13 protein-coding genes, 1 tRNA gene and 1 pseudogene are annotated in these 17,755 nt (G+C 65.2%); 8 read left to right on the forward strand and 7 right to left on the reverse strand.

The features are described 5' to 3' along the window. Nucleotides 1–451: 451 nt before the first annotated feature. Together ACQR1F_RS23230 and ACQR1F_RS23235 are read right to left on the reverse strand one after the other, a co-directional pair. Complete coding sequence (locus tag ACQR1F_RS23230; protein WP_434898847.1) at nt 452–1,657, reverse strand: MFS transporter; 1,206 nt, start codon at nt 1,655–1,657, stop codon at nt 452–454. Nucleotides 1,658–1,761: 104 nt separating this feature from the next. After that, nucleotides 1,762–2,039: pseudogene (locus ACQR1F_RS23235) on the reverse strand (MFS transporter); the annotation flags it as partial. 209 nt (nt 2,040–2,248) lie between these two features. On the opposite strand from ACQR1F_RS23235, the gene ACQR1F_RS23240 reads away from it, so the two are divergent. From ACQR1F_RS23240 to ACQR1F_RS23255, 4 genes are all read left to right on the forward strand, one after another. Then, complete coding sequence (locus ACQR1F_RS23240) at nt 2,249–3,445, forward strand: FAD-binding domain (RefSeq protein WP_434913942.1); 1,197 nt, start codon at nt 2,249–2,251, stop codon at nt 3,443–3,445. An 80-nt stretch (nt 3,446–3,525) separates the two neighbouring features. Then, nucleotides 3,526–3,864 carry a hypothetical protein gene (locus ACQR1F_RS23245; RefSeq protein ID WP_434913943.1) on the forward strand — a complete coding sequence of 113 codons (339 nt, stop codon included), beginning with the start codon at nt 3,526–3,528 and terminating at the stop codon, nt 3,862–3,864. A gap of 14 nt (nt 3,865–3,878) precedes the next feature. Beyond that, nucleotides 3,879–5,399, forward strand: coding sequence for a chloride channel protein (locus tag ACQR1F_RS23250; RefSeq protein ID WP_434913944.1), 1,521 nt, complete (start codon nt 3,879–3,881; stop codon nt 5,397–5,399). Between the two features lie 447 nt (nt 5,400–5,846). Further along, a complete protein-coding gene (locus ACQR1F_RS23255; protein WP_434913945.1) occupies nt 5,847–6,080 on the forward strand; it encodes a hypothetical protein in 234 nt (77 codons plus the stop codon). A 450-nt stretch (nt 6,081–6,530) separates the two neighbouring features. Here ACQR1F_RS23255 and ACQR1F_RS23260 read toward each other — a convergent pair. Then, nucleotides 6,531–6,620, reverse strand: a tRNA-Ser gene (locus tag ACQR1F_RS23260). Nucleotides 6,621–6,840: 220 nt separating this feature from the next. Between ACQR1F_RS23260 and ACQR1F_RS23265 the strand changes: the two genes are divergently transcribed. Continuing rightward, nucleotides 6,841–7,185 carry a hypothetical protein gene (locus ACQR1F_RS23265; RefSeq protein WP_316215259.1) on the forward strand — a complete coding sequence of 115 codons (345 nt, stop codon included), beginning with the start codon at nt 6,841–6,843 and terminating at the stop codon, nt 7,183–7,185. Between the two features lie 42 nt (nt 7,186–7,227). Here ACQR1F_RS23265 and ACQR1F_RS23270 read toward each other — a convergent pair whose 3' ends face one another. From ACQR1F_RS23270 to ACQR1F_RS23285, 4 genes are all read right to left on the reverse strand, one after another. Further along, complete coding sequence (locus ACQR1F_RS23270) at nt 7,228–8,688, reverse strand: trehalose-6-phosphate synthase (RefSeq protein ID WP_316179270.1); 1,461 nt, start codon at nt 8,686–8,688, stop codon at nt 7,228–7,230. A gap of 216 nt (nt 8,689–8,904) precedes the next feature. Then, nucleotides 8,905–9,723, reverse strand: a complete 819-nt coding sequence (otsB, locus tag ACQR1F_RS23275; RefSeq protein WP_434874069.1) for a trehalose-phosphatase — start codon at nt 9,721–9,723, stop codon at nt 8,905–8,907. A gap of 3 nt (nt 9,724–9,726) precedes the next feature. Next, nucleotides 9,727–11,241 (reverse strand): MFS transporter, encoded by a 1,515-nt coding sequence (locus tag ACQR1F_RS23280; protein WP_434913946.1) that lies wholly within the window; start codon nt 11,239–11,241, stop codon nt 9,727–9,729. 422 nt (nt 11,242–11,663) lie between these two features. Beyond that, nucleotides 11,664–13,700 carry a methyl-accepting chemotaxis protein gene (locus tag ACQR1F_RS23285; protein ID WP_316179265.1) on the reverse strand — a complete coding sequence of 679 codons (2,037 nt, stop codon included), beginning with the start codon at nt 13,698–13,700 and terminating at the stop codon, nt 11,664–11,666. 300 nt (nt 13,701–14,000) lie between these two features. Here ACQR1F_RS23285 and ACQR1F_RS23290 point away from each other — a divergent pair, with 300 nt between their 5' ends. The 3 genes from ACQR1F_RS23290 (at nt 14,001) to ACQR1F_RS23300 (ending at nt 17,750) form a co-directional block, all read left to right on the forward strand. Continuing rightward, on the forward strand, nt 14,001–14,486 hold the full coding sequence (locus ACQR1F_RS23290; protein ID WP_315717018.1) for a (2Fe-2S)-binding protein: 486 nt from the start codon (nt 14,001–14,003) through the stop codon (nt 14,484–14,486). 99 nt (nt 14,487–14,585) lie between these two features. Further along, entirely contained in the window at nt 14,586–16,931 is a 2,346-nt protein-coding gene (locus tag ACQR1F_RS23295) for a xanthine dehydrogenase family protein molybdopterin-binding subunit (RefSeq protein ID WP_316238040.1), read from the forward strand. Between the two features lie 18 nt (nt 16,932–16,949). After that, a complete protein-coding gene (locus ACQR1F_RS23300; protein WP_316179262.1) occupies nt 16,950–17,750 on the forward strand; it encodes an FAD binding domain-containing protein in 801 nt (266 codons plus the stop codon). The last annotated feature ends 5 nt before the right edge of the window (nt 17,751–17,755 follow it).

Genomic DNA, 17,755 nt, shown 5'->3' on the forward strand with positions numbered 1-17,755 from the left:
TGGCGCGCCTTCGCGCCAGCCTTGAGGCCGGCCGATCACCGGTCTACAAAAAAGACAGTTGCTCCCCGGGGACCGGCGTTCTTGCCCCCGTTTGCGACGACGCGCCAAAGGCACGCCACGCAGGCAGCAGCGTCGGGATGCCAGGACCATGCGACTTGACCGTCCGTGCCGGCGCCGCTCGTCAGTCGGCGCCCGCCCGTCCATCACATCCCACCCCAACGCTCCTGACGATGCGCAGCGCCCCTCGTCGATGAGGCGGGACGGCGATAGAGAACCATAAATTCCGATAAAACGAAAGAACAAATTTGCGCAGACGGGCGCCACCGGGGCGATGTCGTTGACGCAACGAACGAACTTCGTGTTTTGGCGCAGGACGGACGCGGCCTGTCCCGCGGTCCGGCGCTTCCCGCCGAGCCCATGACCGGCCCGACGGGCGACTCAGTCGAACGCCTCAGGACGAGACCGCCGCGCGCATCGGACGGCGCCGCCGCAGCAGCAGCAGGATGACCACGGCCGCGCATGAGCAGGCCAGGCTCAGCGCCAGCGGCGCGTTGCTGCCGTAGCGGGTCAGGAGCTCGACCAGGATGGGCGCCGACACCGCCGACAGCAGGTTGAGCGGCAGTCCGATCTGGGCTGACGCCTTGGCGAACGCGGCCTTGTCGTAGAACACCAGCGGCATCGTGGCCCGCGCCACGGCGAGCGCACCGCTGCCGAGCCCGTAGATCAGGATGAAGCCGCCGATCGCGGCATGCGAGCCGTCGCTCAGCATCAGCAGCAGCATTGCCACCGGCAGCGCCAGTCCGGCGACGATCGCGGTGCTGATGCCGTCCCAGCGGCCGCCGCCGAGAAAATCGATGGCGCGGGCGCTGATCTGGATCACGCCCAGCATCGAGCCGAAGCCGACCGCCTCGGCCGCCGACAGGCCTTCGGCCTTCAACAGCTCGATCAGCACCGCCCCCATTCCGAACGCGACGAAGGCGTTGAGGCCGGAGGCGCCGACCAGCAGATAGAAGGTGCTACGCGTCGGCGTCGATGCGGGGGCGGACGCTGCCGCATCCGAGGACGGCGGCAGATGATCATGGACGCGCCGCGGCAGCAGGAACACGAACAGCGGCAGCGAGACCAAGAGCAGCAGACCGGCATAGACGAGACAGGTGCTGCGCCAGCCGATATGCGCCGAGAGGGCCGAGGTCACCGGCCAGAAGATGCTGCTCGACAGCCCCGTGACCAGCATCAGTGCGCCGATGGCGCTGCGCGCGCGCAGGCCCGCGATCTCGTTGAGCACGATGTAGGAGGCGGTCGAGAGCGTGGCGCTGCCGGCGATGCCGAGCAGCAGCCACGCCGCATAATAGGTCAGCGGCCCCTGCGCGGTCGACAGCAGCGCATAGCCGGGTGCGGCCAGCACCGTGCCAGCGATCATGACGCGTCGGCCGCCCTGCTTGACGAACGGCCGCGCCAGCAGCGGCGAGCACAGCCCCATCGACATGTACAGCACGGTCGTGCTGGCGAAGATCGCCGTGAGGTCCATCTCCAGATCCGCTGCCATGGCCCGGCCGATCACCGCCGGCAGGCTGAGCGTGCCCCAGGCGATGAGCTGCGTGACGGCGAGGACGATCAGGACGCGCAGGAGGGAGGGATCGGCGATGACGGGGGGCATTTCTGGGCGAGGGCACTACAGGAGAGGGCGCGCGACACGCGCCACAGTGCTGGTTTTAGAGCATTCGAGCCGCACGAGCCCCGCTGTTTCGGAATTGCGTCCTGTCACCGATGAGGGGGCTCGGACCACGTGCCGGCCATGACGTGCGCCGGTCGCCGCCGGCGAAGCAGCAACAGCATGAGCGGGGCGGCGGAGGAGCAAGCGAAGGTCACCCCAGCGACGCGTTGCCGCCATAGCTGGTGAGCAGCGCAGCCAGGACAGGCGCCCAGACGGCCGACAGCAGATTGAGCGGCAACGCGATCTGCGCCGACGCTTTGGCAGACGCCGCCTTGTCGTAGAACACGAGCGGCATGGTCGCCCGTGCCACCGCCAGCTCGCCGCTGCTGCTCCATCTCGATGATCCATCGAAGAACAGAGCCAGGAGCGGCCAACCACACCAAGCTCCGCTGTACTGCGTACGATAGCGTACCGACTATTCCACTTTGCATCCTATAAGCGCTGTTGCTGATAGCCCGCAAAATTTGTCCATGCGTTACCAACGTGCAACAGGACGCTCGATCAGCGAAGTTGGTCCACCTCATGAGAACCGCCTTGATTTCCGGCGCCGGGATCGCGGGGCCTGCGCTCGCATATTGGTTGAAGGCGGCCGATTTCGAGCCAACGCTCGTTGAGCGGGCCCCGGCCTTGCGCCAAGGTGGCTATGTCATCGACGTTTGGGGGCTTGGCTATGATCTCGCGGAGCGCATGGGTCTGCTCGGCGACATCAATCGCGTCGGTTATCATATGCGGGAGATGCGCATTGTAGACGGCGGGGGCCGGTCCGTTGCCGGATTCGGCGCAGCGATATTCTCGGAATTGACTGCCGGGCGCTATGTGACGCTCCAACGAAGCGACCTTTCCCGGCTGCTGTTTGAGAGATCACAGGGACAGGTCGAAAGCATCTTCGGCGATACGATCGTCGCCTTGGAAGAGCAGGCGGATTGCGTCCGGGTCCGGTTCGAGCGCGAGCGTGAACGACGATTCGATCTCGTGATTGGCGCGGACGGATTGCATTCGCGTACGCGCGCACTCGCCTTCGGACCGCAATCCAGGTTCGAAAAGCACCTCGGCTATGCCGTCGCGGCGTTCGAGGCGCGCGGCTATCGCCCTCGCGACGAGGATATTTATCTGATGTACGGACGACCGGGCCGGATGCTCGGTCGTTTCACGTTGCGCGACGATCGCACGCTGTTTCTGTTTGTTTTCCTTTCGACGAGAGAGGAGTTGCCCACCACGATGGATGCCCAGAAGGCGCTCCTCGACGACCTCTATCGGCACGATGGCTGGGAATGCTGCAAGATTCTGGCCGAACTCGAGCAAACTGAGTCGCTCTATTTCGACAGCGTCAGTCAGATCCGGATGCAAAACTGGTCCCACGGCCGCATCGCGCTGGTGGGAGACGCGGCATTCTGCGTCTCGCTGCTGGCCGGGCAGGGCTCGGCGCTGGCAATGATCTCGGCTTACGTCCTTGCCGGTGAACTCGCAGCTGCAGACGGGCAGTATCAACTCGCATTTCGGAGATACGAAACATTGTTGCAAAGCTACATCAATGCCAAGCAGCGTGGAGCCGAGCGCTTTGCCGGTGCTTTTGCACCGAAGACAGAGTTCGGGCTGCGATTCCGCAACTTGGTGGTCAAAGCGTTTGCTCTTCCCGGCCTGGCCAGGCTCGCTATCGGGCGTGACATCACAGATTCCTTGGAACTTCCGCAGTATAGTTGGCCATTGTTCAGCAGAAGGGCGATCGATTAGCACTTGCCCTGACGCTGCACTCTGCGTCAAAGCCGTCCAAGTCCCTGTTGCCCAGTGCGGACGGCGTCCGGAACGCTTTTATGGCCGACCAGTCCGTATCTTGCGATCCCAACCTTGAGCCATTTCGTGTGACCCGGATGCCCACAGGACTGACTTCCGACAATATCAAAGCGATCGCAGCCGGCGGCCGCAAATCGCTGCTGGAGGAACGGCGGGTGAGCCTGCTCGTTCTTTGTGGCCTCGCCTTGGTTATCGGGGTGATGACTGGACTAGGCGCGGTTGTGTTCCGCGCCCTGATCGGCTTCGTGCACAACGTCTCTTACAATGGCAGACTCAGTTTCGTTTACGACGCCAATATCAGCGAGGGTCCCAGCCGCTTTGGCGACTTCGTTCTGTTGTCCCCGATGGTCGGGGCCTGATTGTCGTTTTTCTCGTGAGGCGCTTTGCTCCCGAAGCAAAGGGACACGGCGTCCCCGAAGTGATGGATGCGATCTTCTACAAGCGCGGCAATATCCGCGGCACGGTCGCCGTGATCAAGGCGCTGGCCTCCGCAATATCGATCGGTAGCGGCGCCGCCGTCGGGCGCGAGGGGCCGATCATCCAGATCGGCTCGGCGCTTGGTTCGGCCTTCTCTCAATTCATCGGACTCTCCACGCGGCAGAAGATAACGCTGTTGTCCGCGGGCGCCGGCGCGGGCATCGCCGCAACGTTCAACACGCCGCTTGGCGGTGTGCTGTTCGCCCTCGAAATTCTCCTGCCGGAAGTGTCGAACCGCACCTTCCTTCCCGTCGTCGTGGCGACGGGCGCTGCGACGACGATCGGGCGAATTCTCATCGGCCCGGACCCGGCCTTTGCGGTGCCGGACGTTCAATTTCCCATGGTTGCGTCGTTCAATCCGCAGGAGGCGGTTGCGTTCGTCCTGCTTGGAGTGCTGTGCGGCGCAGCAGCCTGGTCGTTCATTCGGCTGCTCGTTTTCATGGAGGATGGATTTCCGAAACTGTCCGGAAACGAGTACGTCCAGAACATCGTGGGCATGGCTGTGATCGGCCTGATGATGGTGGGACTCAGTCACGCGTTCGGCCATTCCTACGTCGATGGGGTTGGCTATTCGGTCATTCAGGACATCCTAGACCACAAGATGACCGCGACGGGTCTTCTTGCGCTGCTATTCGCGCTGAAGCTGCTCGCCACCACCGTCAGCCTTGGCTGCGGGGCCTCAGGCGGGATCTTCTCTCCCTCGCTCTATCTTGGCGCCACTCTTGGCGCGGCATTTGCGACCGGGACCAGTTCGATCTTGCCTCATTCCGGGCTGACGCCGTCCTCGGCCGCTATCGTTGGAATGGCGGCCATGGTCGGCGCGGGAACCGGCGGCGTGATGACGGCCATCGTCATGGTGTTCGAGATGACGCGTGACTACGCGATCATTGTGCCGGTGATCGTCGCGGTGGCGCTGGCTGCCGGCGTAAGGCGCGCGCTCGTCAATGAGACGATCTACACGGTCAAGCTGCGTCATCGCGGCCACCGTATCCCCAAGGAGCGGCATATCAATCTTTACCTGGTTAAGCAGGCGCAAGACATCATGGAGCGTCGCTTTATCGTAGCCAGGGCCGGCACAACGCTGAAGCACGCCTTGCCCGCGGAAGATACCGATGACGCTCGAGCCATCGTCGTCGAGCGGGATGGCCGGATCGTGGGGCTGATTCCGCCGCGTTCGGGTCTGTGGATGGAATCTCAAACCAACCCTGACCTGTTTGTCGAAACCTTTGCCGAACGGCGGATGGTCATTTGTCGCGATCAGGACCTTCTGAGCCTGGTGTTTGCGAGACTCAAGCGCCACGGCGCCGGTGCCGCCATCGTCTTCCAGGGCGGCTCCCGCCCGCGGGTGAACGACATCGTCGGCATCGTCACCAAGCGTACGATTGCTGACGCGGTCATCGACAGCTACGAGGACTGATCCGCGCGGGGATCTGAAGCACGGCGGCCGCCGCGCCGTTTCGCTCGACGTCGTGCTGCCGCAGGCCCGCCACGTCCAAAGTCCGTACGATAGCGTACGACTCCTCGCGCTGGTTGTCTTCAAAGTCGCCCCAAGGAGGAGGGAAGTGAATGTTGTGGGAACGGGGGATGATTCGTGGACACTTCGAGAGAAATTGCGTTGCGATTGCCGCAGGCATATTGCGAGTTCTGTACGATGAGGACTCCTCACGTCCACGAACGGTTGGCCATCAACGGAACTCAAGTTGCACGTTCGGTCTGTTTCGCATGCAAGAGCGAGCGGCCGAAGGAACAACCGCAAGAGAGCCGCGGTCGTAGCTCGCAACTGCAAAAATAGACCAGCGCCGATCATTTCGGCGTGCAGCATGAGCAGGAGCCGCCAAGCCGACCGTCATACGGAGAAGCGCTCATGACCGCGAATGTTTTCGACGAGCACGAAGGTCGCGTGAGGTTCATCACCGCCATTGCCATGGAGGTGAAAGCCCTCGCTCTGAGCGCATCCAGAGATGAGATGATCTCGACGAGCGATCCAGGGGCCGAAAAGTTGGTTTACGCCAAGGCTTACCAAGCCTGGGCCGATAGCAAGATCGAAGGGACGGCAGACGACATATTTGAGGCAGTCCAGGAAGTGCTCGACGTCTGAAGATGCGTCGTGTGAGCGAAATATCCTGAAGACTGTCATCCTCGGCATGGAAAAACGGAGAGCCACGGGAGCGCAACCCTGCGCAGTCTGCCGAAGGGCACCTACAAGATGACTCTCTGCCAGCTTTCGCCCCATCGACGCCGCGCGGTTCGGCCAAGACCGCTCTGAGCTTGAGCGAGCATCGCGAAGTTCACCTCCTGGATTTCTCCCGCCGACGTGTGCCAAACGGCCGGGGCTGCTCGGTCCACTCCAATGAGGTTGTGCGGGATGATCCGATCCCGTTGGCGACCTTGGGGGAAGACCGTCTGGATCGAGGAGAAGTTGAGCCTTCCGTTAAAGGACGGGAATTGGCTCGCCCCAAGCCGAACGTTCGAGTTCCGCCATGCAACGAGCGGACGCCGCCTATCGAAGGCCCGCCATAGCGCAGTTTGGCGTAGAAAATCGTGCAGCTGGCGGAGAGAGTGGGATTCGAACCCACGGTACGGTTTCCCGCACACACGCTTTCCAAGCGTGCGCCTTAAGCCACTCGGCCATCTCTCCGGCGGCCCTCTCTTGGCGGGGTCGGCGGCGTTTTGCAAGCCGGGCGGGGGCCTCGGCGGCAAATTTCCCCCAAATCGCTGATAAAAATCATCAATCCGCCCTGGTTGCGGGCTCGATCTGGCCTCGCCGCCGCCTGGCCGGACCCACTGTGAACCGGCCGGGCGGACGGCACGACCACTGATTTGCGGCCTCGATCCGGCTGCCCATGAGGGACCTCGCCATGCCGCCATCCTCCCCTGCCTGTCTCGCCATCCTGCTGGCCGCGGCGTTCAGCCTCGCCGCCGCCGGGGCGGCGCGCGCCGATCAATGCACCAAACAGGGGGTCGACGTGACCTGCGACGACGGGCGCAAGGGGATCTGGCAGGGCGACGCGATCCTGTGGCCGGACGGGACCAGGTCCAGCCTGAATCCACACCCGTCCGTCATCATCGGCAACAAGGCCTCGGTGGTCGTCGGGCCGGGCGTGTTCGTCGGACAGGGCAAGGGCATGGTGCCGATGGACAATCCGAGCTCGCCGAACAAGCTGCGCTGCGCCGTGCTCGACGGCGTGTCCTACTGCCATTGAGCCTGTGAGCCTCGCCGCCACCGGCGGCGAGGCGCGAGCCATTCAGTGATAGCGCGCACCGGGCGAGAGCATGCGGCCGGCCAGGAAGCCCGCGGGCGCCGCAGGCAGGGGTTCGATCTCGACCTCGGCGGCGTCGCCGTCCTGCAGGGTTTCGACGAAGTCGGCAAACCATTGCTGGATCGAATGGCGGCGCAGCTTCGTCATCATGATCTCGTAGCGCATACGGCGCTCGTTGAGCGGCATCGACAACGCCGTCGCGATCGTCCGGGCCATGCCGTCGATGTCATGCGGATTGACCAGGAGCGCCGCGTCGAGCTCGTTGGCGGCGCCGGCGAATTTCGACAGCACCAGCACGCCCGGATCGACCGGGCTCTGCGCGGCGACATACTCCTTCGCCACCAGGTTCATGCCGTCGTGCAGCGGCGTGACGACGCCGACCTGGGCGCTGCGATAGAGTCCGGCCAGCACACCCTGGCCATAGCCCTTGTTGAGGTAGCGGATCGGCGTCCAGTCGACCTCACCGTGGCGGCCGTTGACCTCGCTGACGAGGCGCGCGACTTCGCTCTGCAGATTGCCGTAGGCCTCGATCGATTCGCGCGAAGGCGTCGCGATCTGCAGCAGCGACGCGGCACGCAGCAGGCTCGGGTGCATCGTCCACATGCGATCGAAGGCATTGACGCGGTTGACGAGGCCCTTGGAGTAGTCGAGCCGGTCGACGCCGATGGCGAGCTTCTCGCCATTCAGGCTGCGGCGCAGCCGCGACACGTCCGGATGCGCCACCGCCTTCGCCGCCTGCTGCGCGAACTTGTCGGCGTCGATGCCGATCGGGAACACGGCCAGACGCGTGCGGCCGTGCAGCGACCTAACCACGCCGTCGCGCACCTGAAGGCCGAGATCGGTGCGGATGCAGGCGGTGAAATTCTCCCGATCATCCTCGGTCTGGAAGCCGATCAGATCATAGGCGAGCATCGCGGTGACGAGATCGCGGTGATTCGGCACGCTGTCGATGACGCAGCGCGCGGGCCATGGCGTGTGCAGGAAGAAGCCGATCGGGCTCTTCACACCGAGCGTGCGCAACTCCGCGCCGAGCGACAGGAAGTGATAGTCCTGGATCCAGAACAAGGTGTCCGGCTTCTGGAATCGGAGCAGCGCGCGCGCCACGAAGGCGTTGACCTCGCGATAGGACCGATAATCATCATGCGAGACGCTGATCAGATCGCTGCGTGAATGCAGCGCCGGCCACAGTGCCGAATTGGCAAAGCCTTCGTAGTAGCCGGCATAATGCGCGGCTGGCAGATCGAGCAGCGCCAGCGCGCCTTCACCGATCTGCTCGATCTCCGCGATCGGCTCCGTCTGCGCGCCGTCACGCACACGTCCCGAAGACCCCACCCATACTGCCCCCGATTTCTCCACAACGGGCAGCAATGCTGCCGCAAGTCCGCCGGTCATTGGCTCGTTGGCTTTGCCACGCGCCACCCGATTCGAAACCACGACGAGGTTCACAGCTCCCTCCTGTTGGTCATGTCGGTTAACAGCTGTTCATCAATATGGTTCCAGGCCACCCTTTCAACCAAATGAAACCAAATTCGGGCATTCGCGCGGTGTAATCACAGCGTCAATCAAGTCAGAACGTTTCTAATCAAGAGCGACGCATGCAACATGCGAATGCATGGCGAATGGAACTAATAACGCGGCGATGCGGAACCCCTGCGCGGACCGCTAGGTCGACGAATTAGTTCCGCCGTCGGCGAGGCGCGCCAGGAACGCGCGCACGTCGTCCGGTGCGTCGAAATGTCCGTCGACACCGAGCGCGCGGCGCCCGACCGAGAACGACAGGCCAGCGAAATCCGGCATGATCGCGAACACCGTCTCGTCGGTGACGTCGTCGCCGATGAAGAACGGCTTGCGTCCCTTGAACGGCGCGTGCCGCATCAGCTCGCGTACGCCGCTCGCCTTGGTGAAGCCGGCGTGCTTGATCTCGCACACACACTTGCCGGGCAGCACCTCGATCGGCGCCCCCGGCAACTCGGCGCGGATGCGCGACACCTCCTCGTAGATCGCTTTCTCCGCCTGCGGCGCGAGGCGATAATGCAGCGCCAGCGAGTACCCCTTGTCCTCGAGCAGAATGCCGGGGCTGAGCTTGGCGATCGCGGCGAGCCTGCGCTTCAGCTCCTTGTCCAGCGGCGGCGCCTTGATCGCATCCGCCTCGCCGCCGCCGCCGAGCCGCATCTCCGCGCCATGGCCGCCGACGGCGGGGTAGACCTCCGGCGCGAAGATGAGATCGATGTCGTTGAGTGAGCGGCCCGAGACCAGCGCCAGCGCGCCGGAGGTTCGTTGCAGCAACGCGTTCAGTGCCTCGGCGAGACCCGGCGGCACCCACACCTCGCGCGGCGTCGGCGCAAGATCGAGCAGGGTCCCGTCGATATCGAGCAGGATCGCCACCTCGCGAAGGTGCGGCACGAGACTCACCGGCGTCGGAACGATCTCGGCGGGCTCCGACGCAGGCGAAGCAGTCAGATCGGAGTTTTCGGACTTCATCATCTACTCCATGACAGCGAGCGGTCGCGCCACCTGCTCGAGCGATTTGCGCTCGGCCGCGATGGCATAGCGCCAAGCGACGAGCGCCGCCACCAGCATCAGCGCGGCACCGAACAGATAGCCGCCGAACACCGCGCCGCGCGCCCCGCTGTCAAGCAGCACGCCGAACAGCGCGGGTCCCGCCACGCCGCCGATCCCGGTACCGATGGCGTAGAACAGCGCGATCGCGAGCGCGCGCACCTCCAGCGGAAAATTCTCCGACACGGTGAGATAGGCGGCGCTTGCGGCCGGCGACGCGAAGAAGAAGATCACCATCCAGGCCGCGGTCTGGGTCGCGGCGCTCAGCACGCCGATCGAGAACAGATAGCCGGTGAGCGCGAGCAGCACGCCGGAGACGCCGTAGGTGAAGGTGATCATGGCGCGGCGGCCGAGCGTGTCGAACAGGCGGCCGAGCAGCAGCGGCCCGAGCACGTTGCCGGCCGCGAAGGGCAGGATGTACCAGCCGACGTGATCGGACTTGATGCCGTAGAAATCGGTCAGCACCAGCGCGAAGGTGAAGAAGATCGCGTTGTAGAAGAACGCCTGCGCGATCATCAGCGTCAAGCCGACCAGCGAGCGCTGGCGATAGACCGAGAACAGCGTATGCGCGAACTCGGCGAGCGGCGTGTGATCGCGCATGCGAAGGCGAATCTTGGGCAGGGATTTGGCGCGCTCCTCGCGGTCGTGGCCGGTGACGTCGCGCTCGATGGCGGCGACGATGTCGTGCGCCTGGTCCGGATGGCCATGGATCATCAGCCAGCGCGGACTTTCCGGAATCCACATCCGCATGATCAGCACGACCAGGCCGAGACAGGCGCCGATGCCGTAGGCCAGCCGCCAGCCGACATCCGGGCCGGTGACATCAGGATCGAGCAGCAAGATGGCGCCGACGGCGCCGAGCGCGGCGCCCAGCCAGAAGCTGCCGTTGATCATGAGATCGGTCCAGCCGCGATAGCGCGCCGGCACCAGCTCCTGGATCGTCGAGTTGATCGCGGTGTACTCGCCGCCGATGCCGGCGCCGGTCAAGAAGCGAAACAGCGCGTAGGTCGCGACATTCCACGACAAGGCGGTGGCGGCCGTCGCGGACAGATACAGCGCGAGCGTGATGAAGAACAGCTTCCGGCGGCCGATGCGGTCGGTCAGCCAGCCGAAGCCGAGCGCGCCGAGCACGGCGCCGGCGAGATAGGCGCTGTTGGCAAGCCCGATGTCGAGATTGGAGAAGTGCAGCGCCGGGCTCTGCTTCAGCGCGCCCGACAAGGCGCCGGCGAGCGTCACCTCGAGCCCGTCGAGCACCCAGGTGATGCCGAGCGCGAGCACGACGCGGGTGTGGAAGGCGCTCCAGCGGAGGTCGTCGAGCCGGGCGGGGATGTTGGTTTCGATGACGCGATCCTGGCCTGCCGTGTCGTCCGGCGGCGCGCTGGATGGCGGCGCTGACGTGATGACGCGGAGGTGCGGAAAGGATGCCTGTCGGGGTGCCATGGAATCCCAATGCGACGGCGCGGGTCGCACCGCATGCTCGACCGAGAGGATGAAGCAAATGCGGCAGCGAGACCCTGCCGCTGCGACCCAACGTCTCGGCCAGCGCTGGGTTCCCCCAAGCGGGGTGGGGAACCTACTCTCGGCACCAATCAGGCCGGGTCAGACGGTCGCGTAGCGGGCCCCAAATGCCGCCTCACACTTGGCTGTCGTCCCGGGCAAGTCCGCTGACGCAAAGCGTCGGCGGACGCAGACCCGGGATCCATACCGCGTGATGCCAATTGAGGTACGCGATCAATACCGCCCGTCCCACGACTGCTGCGGCGTATGGGTCCCCGCGTTCGCGGGGACGACAGCGGAATGTGCGGCGGCGGCCTCGGCATACCATCGGCCGATCGAGTGCGACCGGCAAAAGTCCTGACGATTTACGCCGCGCGGATGTTGGCCATGAAGCGGTTGAGCTCCGCGCGCAGGCGGGCGCTCTCCGAGGACAGCGACTGGGCCGAGCGCAGCACCTCCTCCGAGGCTTCGCCGGTCTGGGTCGCGCCGCGATTGACCTGGGTGATGTCGGTGGCGGCGGCCTGCGTGCCCGCAGCGACGCTCTGCACATTCCTGGCGATCTCCTGGGTCGCGCCGCCCTGCTGCTCGACCGCGGTCGCGATCGACGAGGCGATGGTCGAGATCTGGCGGATGGTGCCGCCGATCTGCTTGATCGCGGTCACCGACTCCTGGGTCGCCGCCTGCATGCCTGAGATGTGGTTGGAGATGTCGTCGGTCGCCTTGGCGGTCTGCTCCGCCAGCGACTTGACCTCGGAAGCCACCACCGCAAAGCCGCGGCCGGCATCGCCGGCGCGGGCGGCCTCGATGGTCGCGTTCAGCGCCAGCAGGTTGGTCTGCTCGGCGATCGCGGTGATCAGCTTGACGACGTCGCCGATCTCCTGCGCCGCGCGCGACAGCTTGCCGATGCGCCCGTCGGTCTCCTCGGCCTGGGCCACGGCGGATTCCGCGATGCGGCTGGACTCGCGGACCTGGCGGCCGATCTCGTCGACCGAGGCCGACAGCTCGTCGGTCGCGCTCGCCACCGAGTGGATGCGGCCGGTGGCCTGGTCGGAGGTGCCGCTGACGCGGCTCGCCAGCGACTGCGTGGTCTCGGCGGTGCGCGTCAGCGTCGAGGCCGCCTGCTCGAGGTGCTCGGCCGAGGTCGAGACGTTGGACACGATCGAGCCGACGGCGGTCTCGAACTCGTCGGCGAAGCGGATGAGCTCGGCCCGCCGCGCGGCGCCCGCCGCCTTGTTCTGGGCGTCCTGCGTCGCGGCGTCGCGCTCGGCCTTGGCCACCGCCTGCACTTTGAACTCCTCGACCGCCGCCGCCATCTCGCCGATCTCGTCGCTGCGCCCGAGGCCGGGCAGCCGGACGTCGAAATTGCCCGAGGCAAGCTCGCGCATCGCCTTGCACATCGTGATCATCGGCCTGGAAATGCCGTTGCCGAGCATCAGCGCCAGCACGGCGCCGAGCGTCAGCCCGCCGATCGCCAGCATCGCGATCAGCCGCTCGATGTCCGCGATGGTGGTGTTGGCGGCGGCCTCGATGCGCTGCTGGTCGGAGGCGACCTCGGATTTCAGCCCGTTCGACAGCGCGATGATCTCGGTCCCGACGAGGCCCATTTCCTGTTCGAGCTTGCCGAGCGCCTTCATGTTCTCCGATAGCTTGATGAAGGCGGCGCGATACTGCTTGATCAGGTCGCCGAGCTCGGCGACGCGCTGGGTGATCTTCTCGTCATTGGCATAGATCGTCACCAGCGAGGTTTCCAGGAAGCGCGTGCGCGCGATGGCGCCGTCGGCGGTCTTGGCATCCGGCTTGGCGATATAGGTCCCGACCAGCGCGGACACGGTCAGATACTGGCCGGTGAGGTCCTTGGCCGTCGTCTGCACCGACGGCAGGCCGGCGAGCGCGGCAGTGTCCGCCAGATCATCGAACTTGAAGCGGATCTTGTTGCCGATGATGCCGATCTGGTCGGTCGCCAGCTTGGCGTTCTCGCGGGTCAGGGCAACGATGCTCGAGAACGTCTTGGCGAAGGCCTGAAACTGCGCCTGCAACTTGCCGACCTGCGCACGCCGCTCGGCGCCGGTCGCGGCCATCGATTTGTCGATCGCGGCCTGGAGCGCCTGCTGGGCAGCGGTGGCCGCCGCCTCGTCCTCGGCTTTGCCGGTCAGGGCATAATAACGGGCGAGCGCCTGGTACGAGACCAGCTCGCGATCGACGGTGCGGGCGGTGTCGGCTTCCGCAACGCTGCCGCGATAGGCCGCGACCGCCGCGGCGACCCGCTCGAACCCCAGATAGGAGAAGCCGATGCTGGCGGCGGAGATGGCCAGCACCACGGCAAAGCCGAGGACGATCTTGCCGCGAAATCGCAGGGTCAGAAAATTGGCACGCCGCGACTGCGGCGCAAGCTGCGCAGACATTCCCACCCCCGACACGCCATTCTTTAATATTGGCCACAAACCAACCCGCCCGGCGGCAACGCACCAGAGCGTGATCAAAACTACGTCACAATGGCTAAGGGGCGGTAAATGGGCGGCATCGGCCTACGGCCTGCGCTCTCACCTGCGCCGATGCCGCCTCGCATGGCGGGCCACATGCGACCGAATCGCCGAGGCCGCGCGCAAGACGTCGCAATGACATCAGAGACGAAAATTCGAGTTGCAAAGTCCTGAGGGCGCTGTTTCTAATCAGAATAAGAAAAATTCATCGGGAGGTTACTCGTGTCGACAGTCAAACTGACGGTGAACGGCAAGGCGGTCTCGGTCGAGGCCGAGGATCGCACCCTGCTCGTTCACCTCCTGCGGGATCATCTCAATCTCACCGGCACCCATGTCGGCTGTGACACCAGCCAATGCGGCGCCTGCGTCGTCCATATCGACGGCCGCGCCGTGAAATCCTGCACCGTGCTCGCCGGCCAGGCTGCCGGCGCCAACGTCACCACCATCGAAGGCATCGCCAAGGGCGACGAGCTGCACCCGATGCAGGCCGCCTTCCGCGACAATCACGGCCTGCAATGCGGCTATTGCACGCCGGGCATGATCATGTCGGCGATCGATATTGTGCACCGCCACGGAGGCGAGCTCGACGAGAGCACGGTGCGTGAGGAGCTGGAAGGCAACATCTGCCGCTGCACCGGCTATCACAACATCGTCAAGGCCGTGCTCGACGCTGCCGGACGGATGAAGGTCGCGCAAGCTGCCGAATGAGGCGGGCGAGAGCCGCCGTTTACCGCAATACCGAGACCACGACCGCTGCGCGCGATGGCCGCGGCGGGACAATAGAACTCCGGTAGGGGAGAGATTCGCATGGGTATGGAAGGCATTGGCGCCAGCGTCGTCCGCAAGGAGGACAAGCGTTTCATCACCGGCAAGGGCCGTTACGTCGACGACGTCAAACTGGTGGGCATGACCTTTGCCCATTTCATCCGCAGCCCGCACGCGCATGCCAAGGTCAAGAGCATCGACTCCTCGGCCGCCGAGGCGATGCCGGGCGTGGTCGCGGTGCTGACCGGCAGGCAGATCGTCGACGACAAGGTCGGCAACCTGATCTGCGGCTGGGCCATCACCTCGAAAGACGGCTCGCCGATGAAGATGGGAGCATGGCCGGCGATGGCGCCGGAGACCGTGCGGTTCGTCGGCCAGGCCGTCGCTGTGGTGATCGCCGAGAGCAAGAACCTCGCCCGTGACGCGGCCGAAGCCGTCGTGGTGGAATATGAAGAGCTGCCGGCAGTGGCCGACATGCCCTCCGCGCTGAAGCCCGGCGCGCCGCAGCTTCACCCGGAGGCCCCCGGCAACGTCGTCTATGACTGGCATATTGGCGACGAGGGAGCGGTCAACGCCGCCTTCGCCAAGGCCGCCAACGTCGTCACGCTGGAATTGACCAACAACCGGCTCGCACCCAACGCGATGGAGCCGCGCGCGGCGATCGCCGACTACGACGCCGCCGAGGAGCACTTCACGCTCTACACGACGTCGCAGAACCCGCACGTCGCCCGCCTGGTGCTGTCGGCGTTCTACAACATCGCGCCGGAGCACAAGCTGCGCGTCATCGCGCCCGACGTCGGCGGCGGCTTCGGCTCCAAGATCTTCATCTATCCCGAGGAGATGGTGGCGCTGTGGGCCTCCAAGAAGGTCGGCCGCCCGGTGAAGTGGACCGGCGACCGCACCGAGGCGTTCCTGACCGACGCGCACGGCCGCGACCACATCTCCAAGGCGGAGATGGCGCTCGATGCCGACAACAAGATCCTGGGGCTGCGGGTCAAGACCCACGCCAATTTCGGCGCCTACATGTCGCTGTTCTCGTCCTCGGTGCCGACCTATCTGTACGCGACCCTGCTGTCGGGCCAGTACAACATCCCGGCGATCTATGCCGAGGTGATGGGCGTCTACACCAACACCACGCCGGTCGACGCCTATCGCGGCGCCGGACGCCCTGAGGCGAGCTATCTGCTGGAGCGGCTGATGGAGACCGCGGCGCGTCAGCTCAAGGTCGATCCGGCCGAGCTGCGGCGCAAGAACTTCATCACCCAGTTCCCGCACCAGACCCCGGTGATCATGGCCTACGACACCGGCGACTTCAACGCCTCGCTCGACGCGGCGATGAAGGCCATCGACTATGCCGGCTTCCCGGCGCGCAAGGCAGCCGCCAAGGCGCAAGGCAAGCTGCGCGGCATCGGCTTCTCCTGCTACATCGAGGCCTGCGGCATCGCGCCGTCGAAGGCAGTCGGCAGCCTTGGCGCCGGCGTCGGTCTGTGGGAATCGGCTGAGATCCGCGTCAACCCGGTCGGCACCATCGAGGTGCTCACAGGCTCGCACAGCCACGGCCAGGGCCACGAGACCACCTTCTGCCAGCTCATCGCCGAGCGCCTGGGCGTGCCGATCAGCCAGGTCTCGATCGTTCATGGCGACACCGACAAGGTGCAGTTCGGCATGGGCACCTACGGCTCGCGCTCGGCCGCAGTCGGCCTCACCGCGATCCTCAAGGCGATGGAGAAGGTCGAGGCCAAGGCCAAGAAGATCGCAGCGCATGCGCTGGAGGCTTCGGAAGGCGACATCGTCATCGAGAACGGCGAGTTCAAGGTGACCGGCACCGACAAGTCGATCGCGCTGCCGATGGTCGCCCTCGCCGCCTACACCGCGCACAACCTGCCGGACGGCATGGAGCCCGGATTGAAGGAGAGTGCCTTCTACGATCCGACCAACTTCACCTTCCCGGCCGGCACCTATATCTGCGAGCTCGAGGTCGACGAGGCCACCGGCAAGACGTCGTTCGTCAACTTCGTGGCGGCGGACGATTTCGGCCGGCTCATCAACCCGATGATCGTCGAAGGTCAGGTCCACGGCGGTCTCGTCCAGGGCATCGGCCAGGCGCTGCTCGAGCACGCGATCTACGATAGCAACGGCCAGCCGGTCACGGCGTCCTTCATGGACTACGCGATGCCGCGCGCCGACGACGTGCCGTCCTTCAAGCTCAGCCACACCACGACCCTGTGCCCGGGCAATCCGCTCGGCGTGAAGGGCTGCGGCGAGGCCGGCGCGATCGGCGCATCCGCCGCCGTGATCAACGCGATCACGGATGCGATCGGCAACAACAAGCTGGAAATGCCGGCGACGCCGGACCGCGTGTGGCACGCGATCCATGGCAACGCCTGATCGAACGGAGGAGCAACCATGTACCAGACCACTTATCACCGTGCCTCCTCGGTCGACGAGGCCGCGGCGCTGTTCTCCAAGGGCAGCGAAGCCAAGTTCCTGGCCGGCGGTCATACCCTGATCCCGGTGATGAAGCAGCGGCTTGCTGCTCCGTCCGATGTCATCGACATCGGCAAGATCAAGGACCTGATCGGCATCCAGTTGACCGGCGACACGCTCACCATCAAGGCCGCGACCACCTACTACGACATCATGACCAATGCCGATGTGAAGAAGGCGATCCCTGCCATCGCCCATCTCACCTCGGTGCTCGGCGATCCCGCGGTACGCTCCCGCGGCACGATCGGCGGCTCGATCGCCAACAACGATCCGGCAGCGGACTTCCCCGCGGCGCTGGTCTCGCTCGGTGCAACCGTGAAGACCAACAAGCGGTCGATCGCGGCCGGTGATTTCTTCAAGGGCCTGTTCACGACGGCGCTCGAGGACGGCGAGATCATCACCGAGGTGTCGTTCCCGGTGCCGGAGAAGGCCGGCTACGCCAAGATGCGCCACCCCGCGTCGCGCTTTGCGCTCACGGGTGTGTTCGTCACCAAGACCAAGGGCGGCGACGTCCGCGTCGCGGCCACCGGCGCCTCGCAGAGCGGCGTGATGCGCGTGCCCGCGATCGAGGCGGCTTTGAAGTCGAACTGGTCGGCGTCGGCGATCGACGGGGTCAGCATCCCGGCGAGCGGCCTGCTCAGCGACATCCACGGCTCGGCCGATTATCGCGCCAATCTGGTGAAGGTGATGGCGCAGCGCGCGGTGCAGGCCGCGGGCTGACCTCA

This window comes from Bradyrhizobium sp. HKCCYLS3013, from assembly GCF_051167615.1.
In the GTDB taxonomy this organism is placed as follows: domain Bacteria; phylum Pseudomonadota; class Alphaproteobacteria; order Rhizobiales; family Xanthobacteraceae; genus Bradyrhizobium.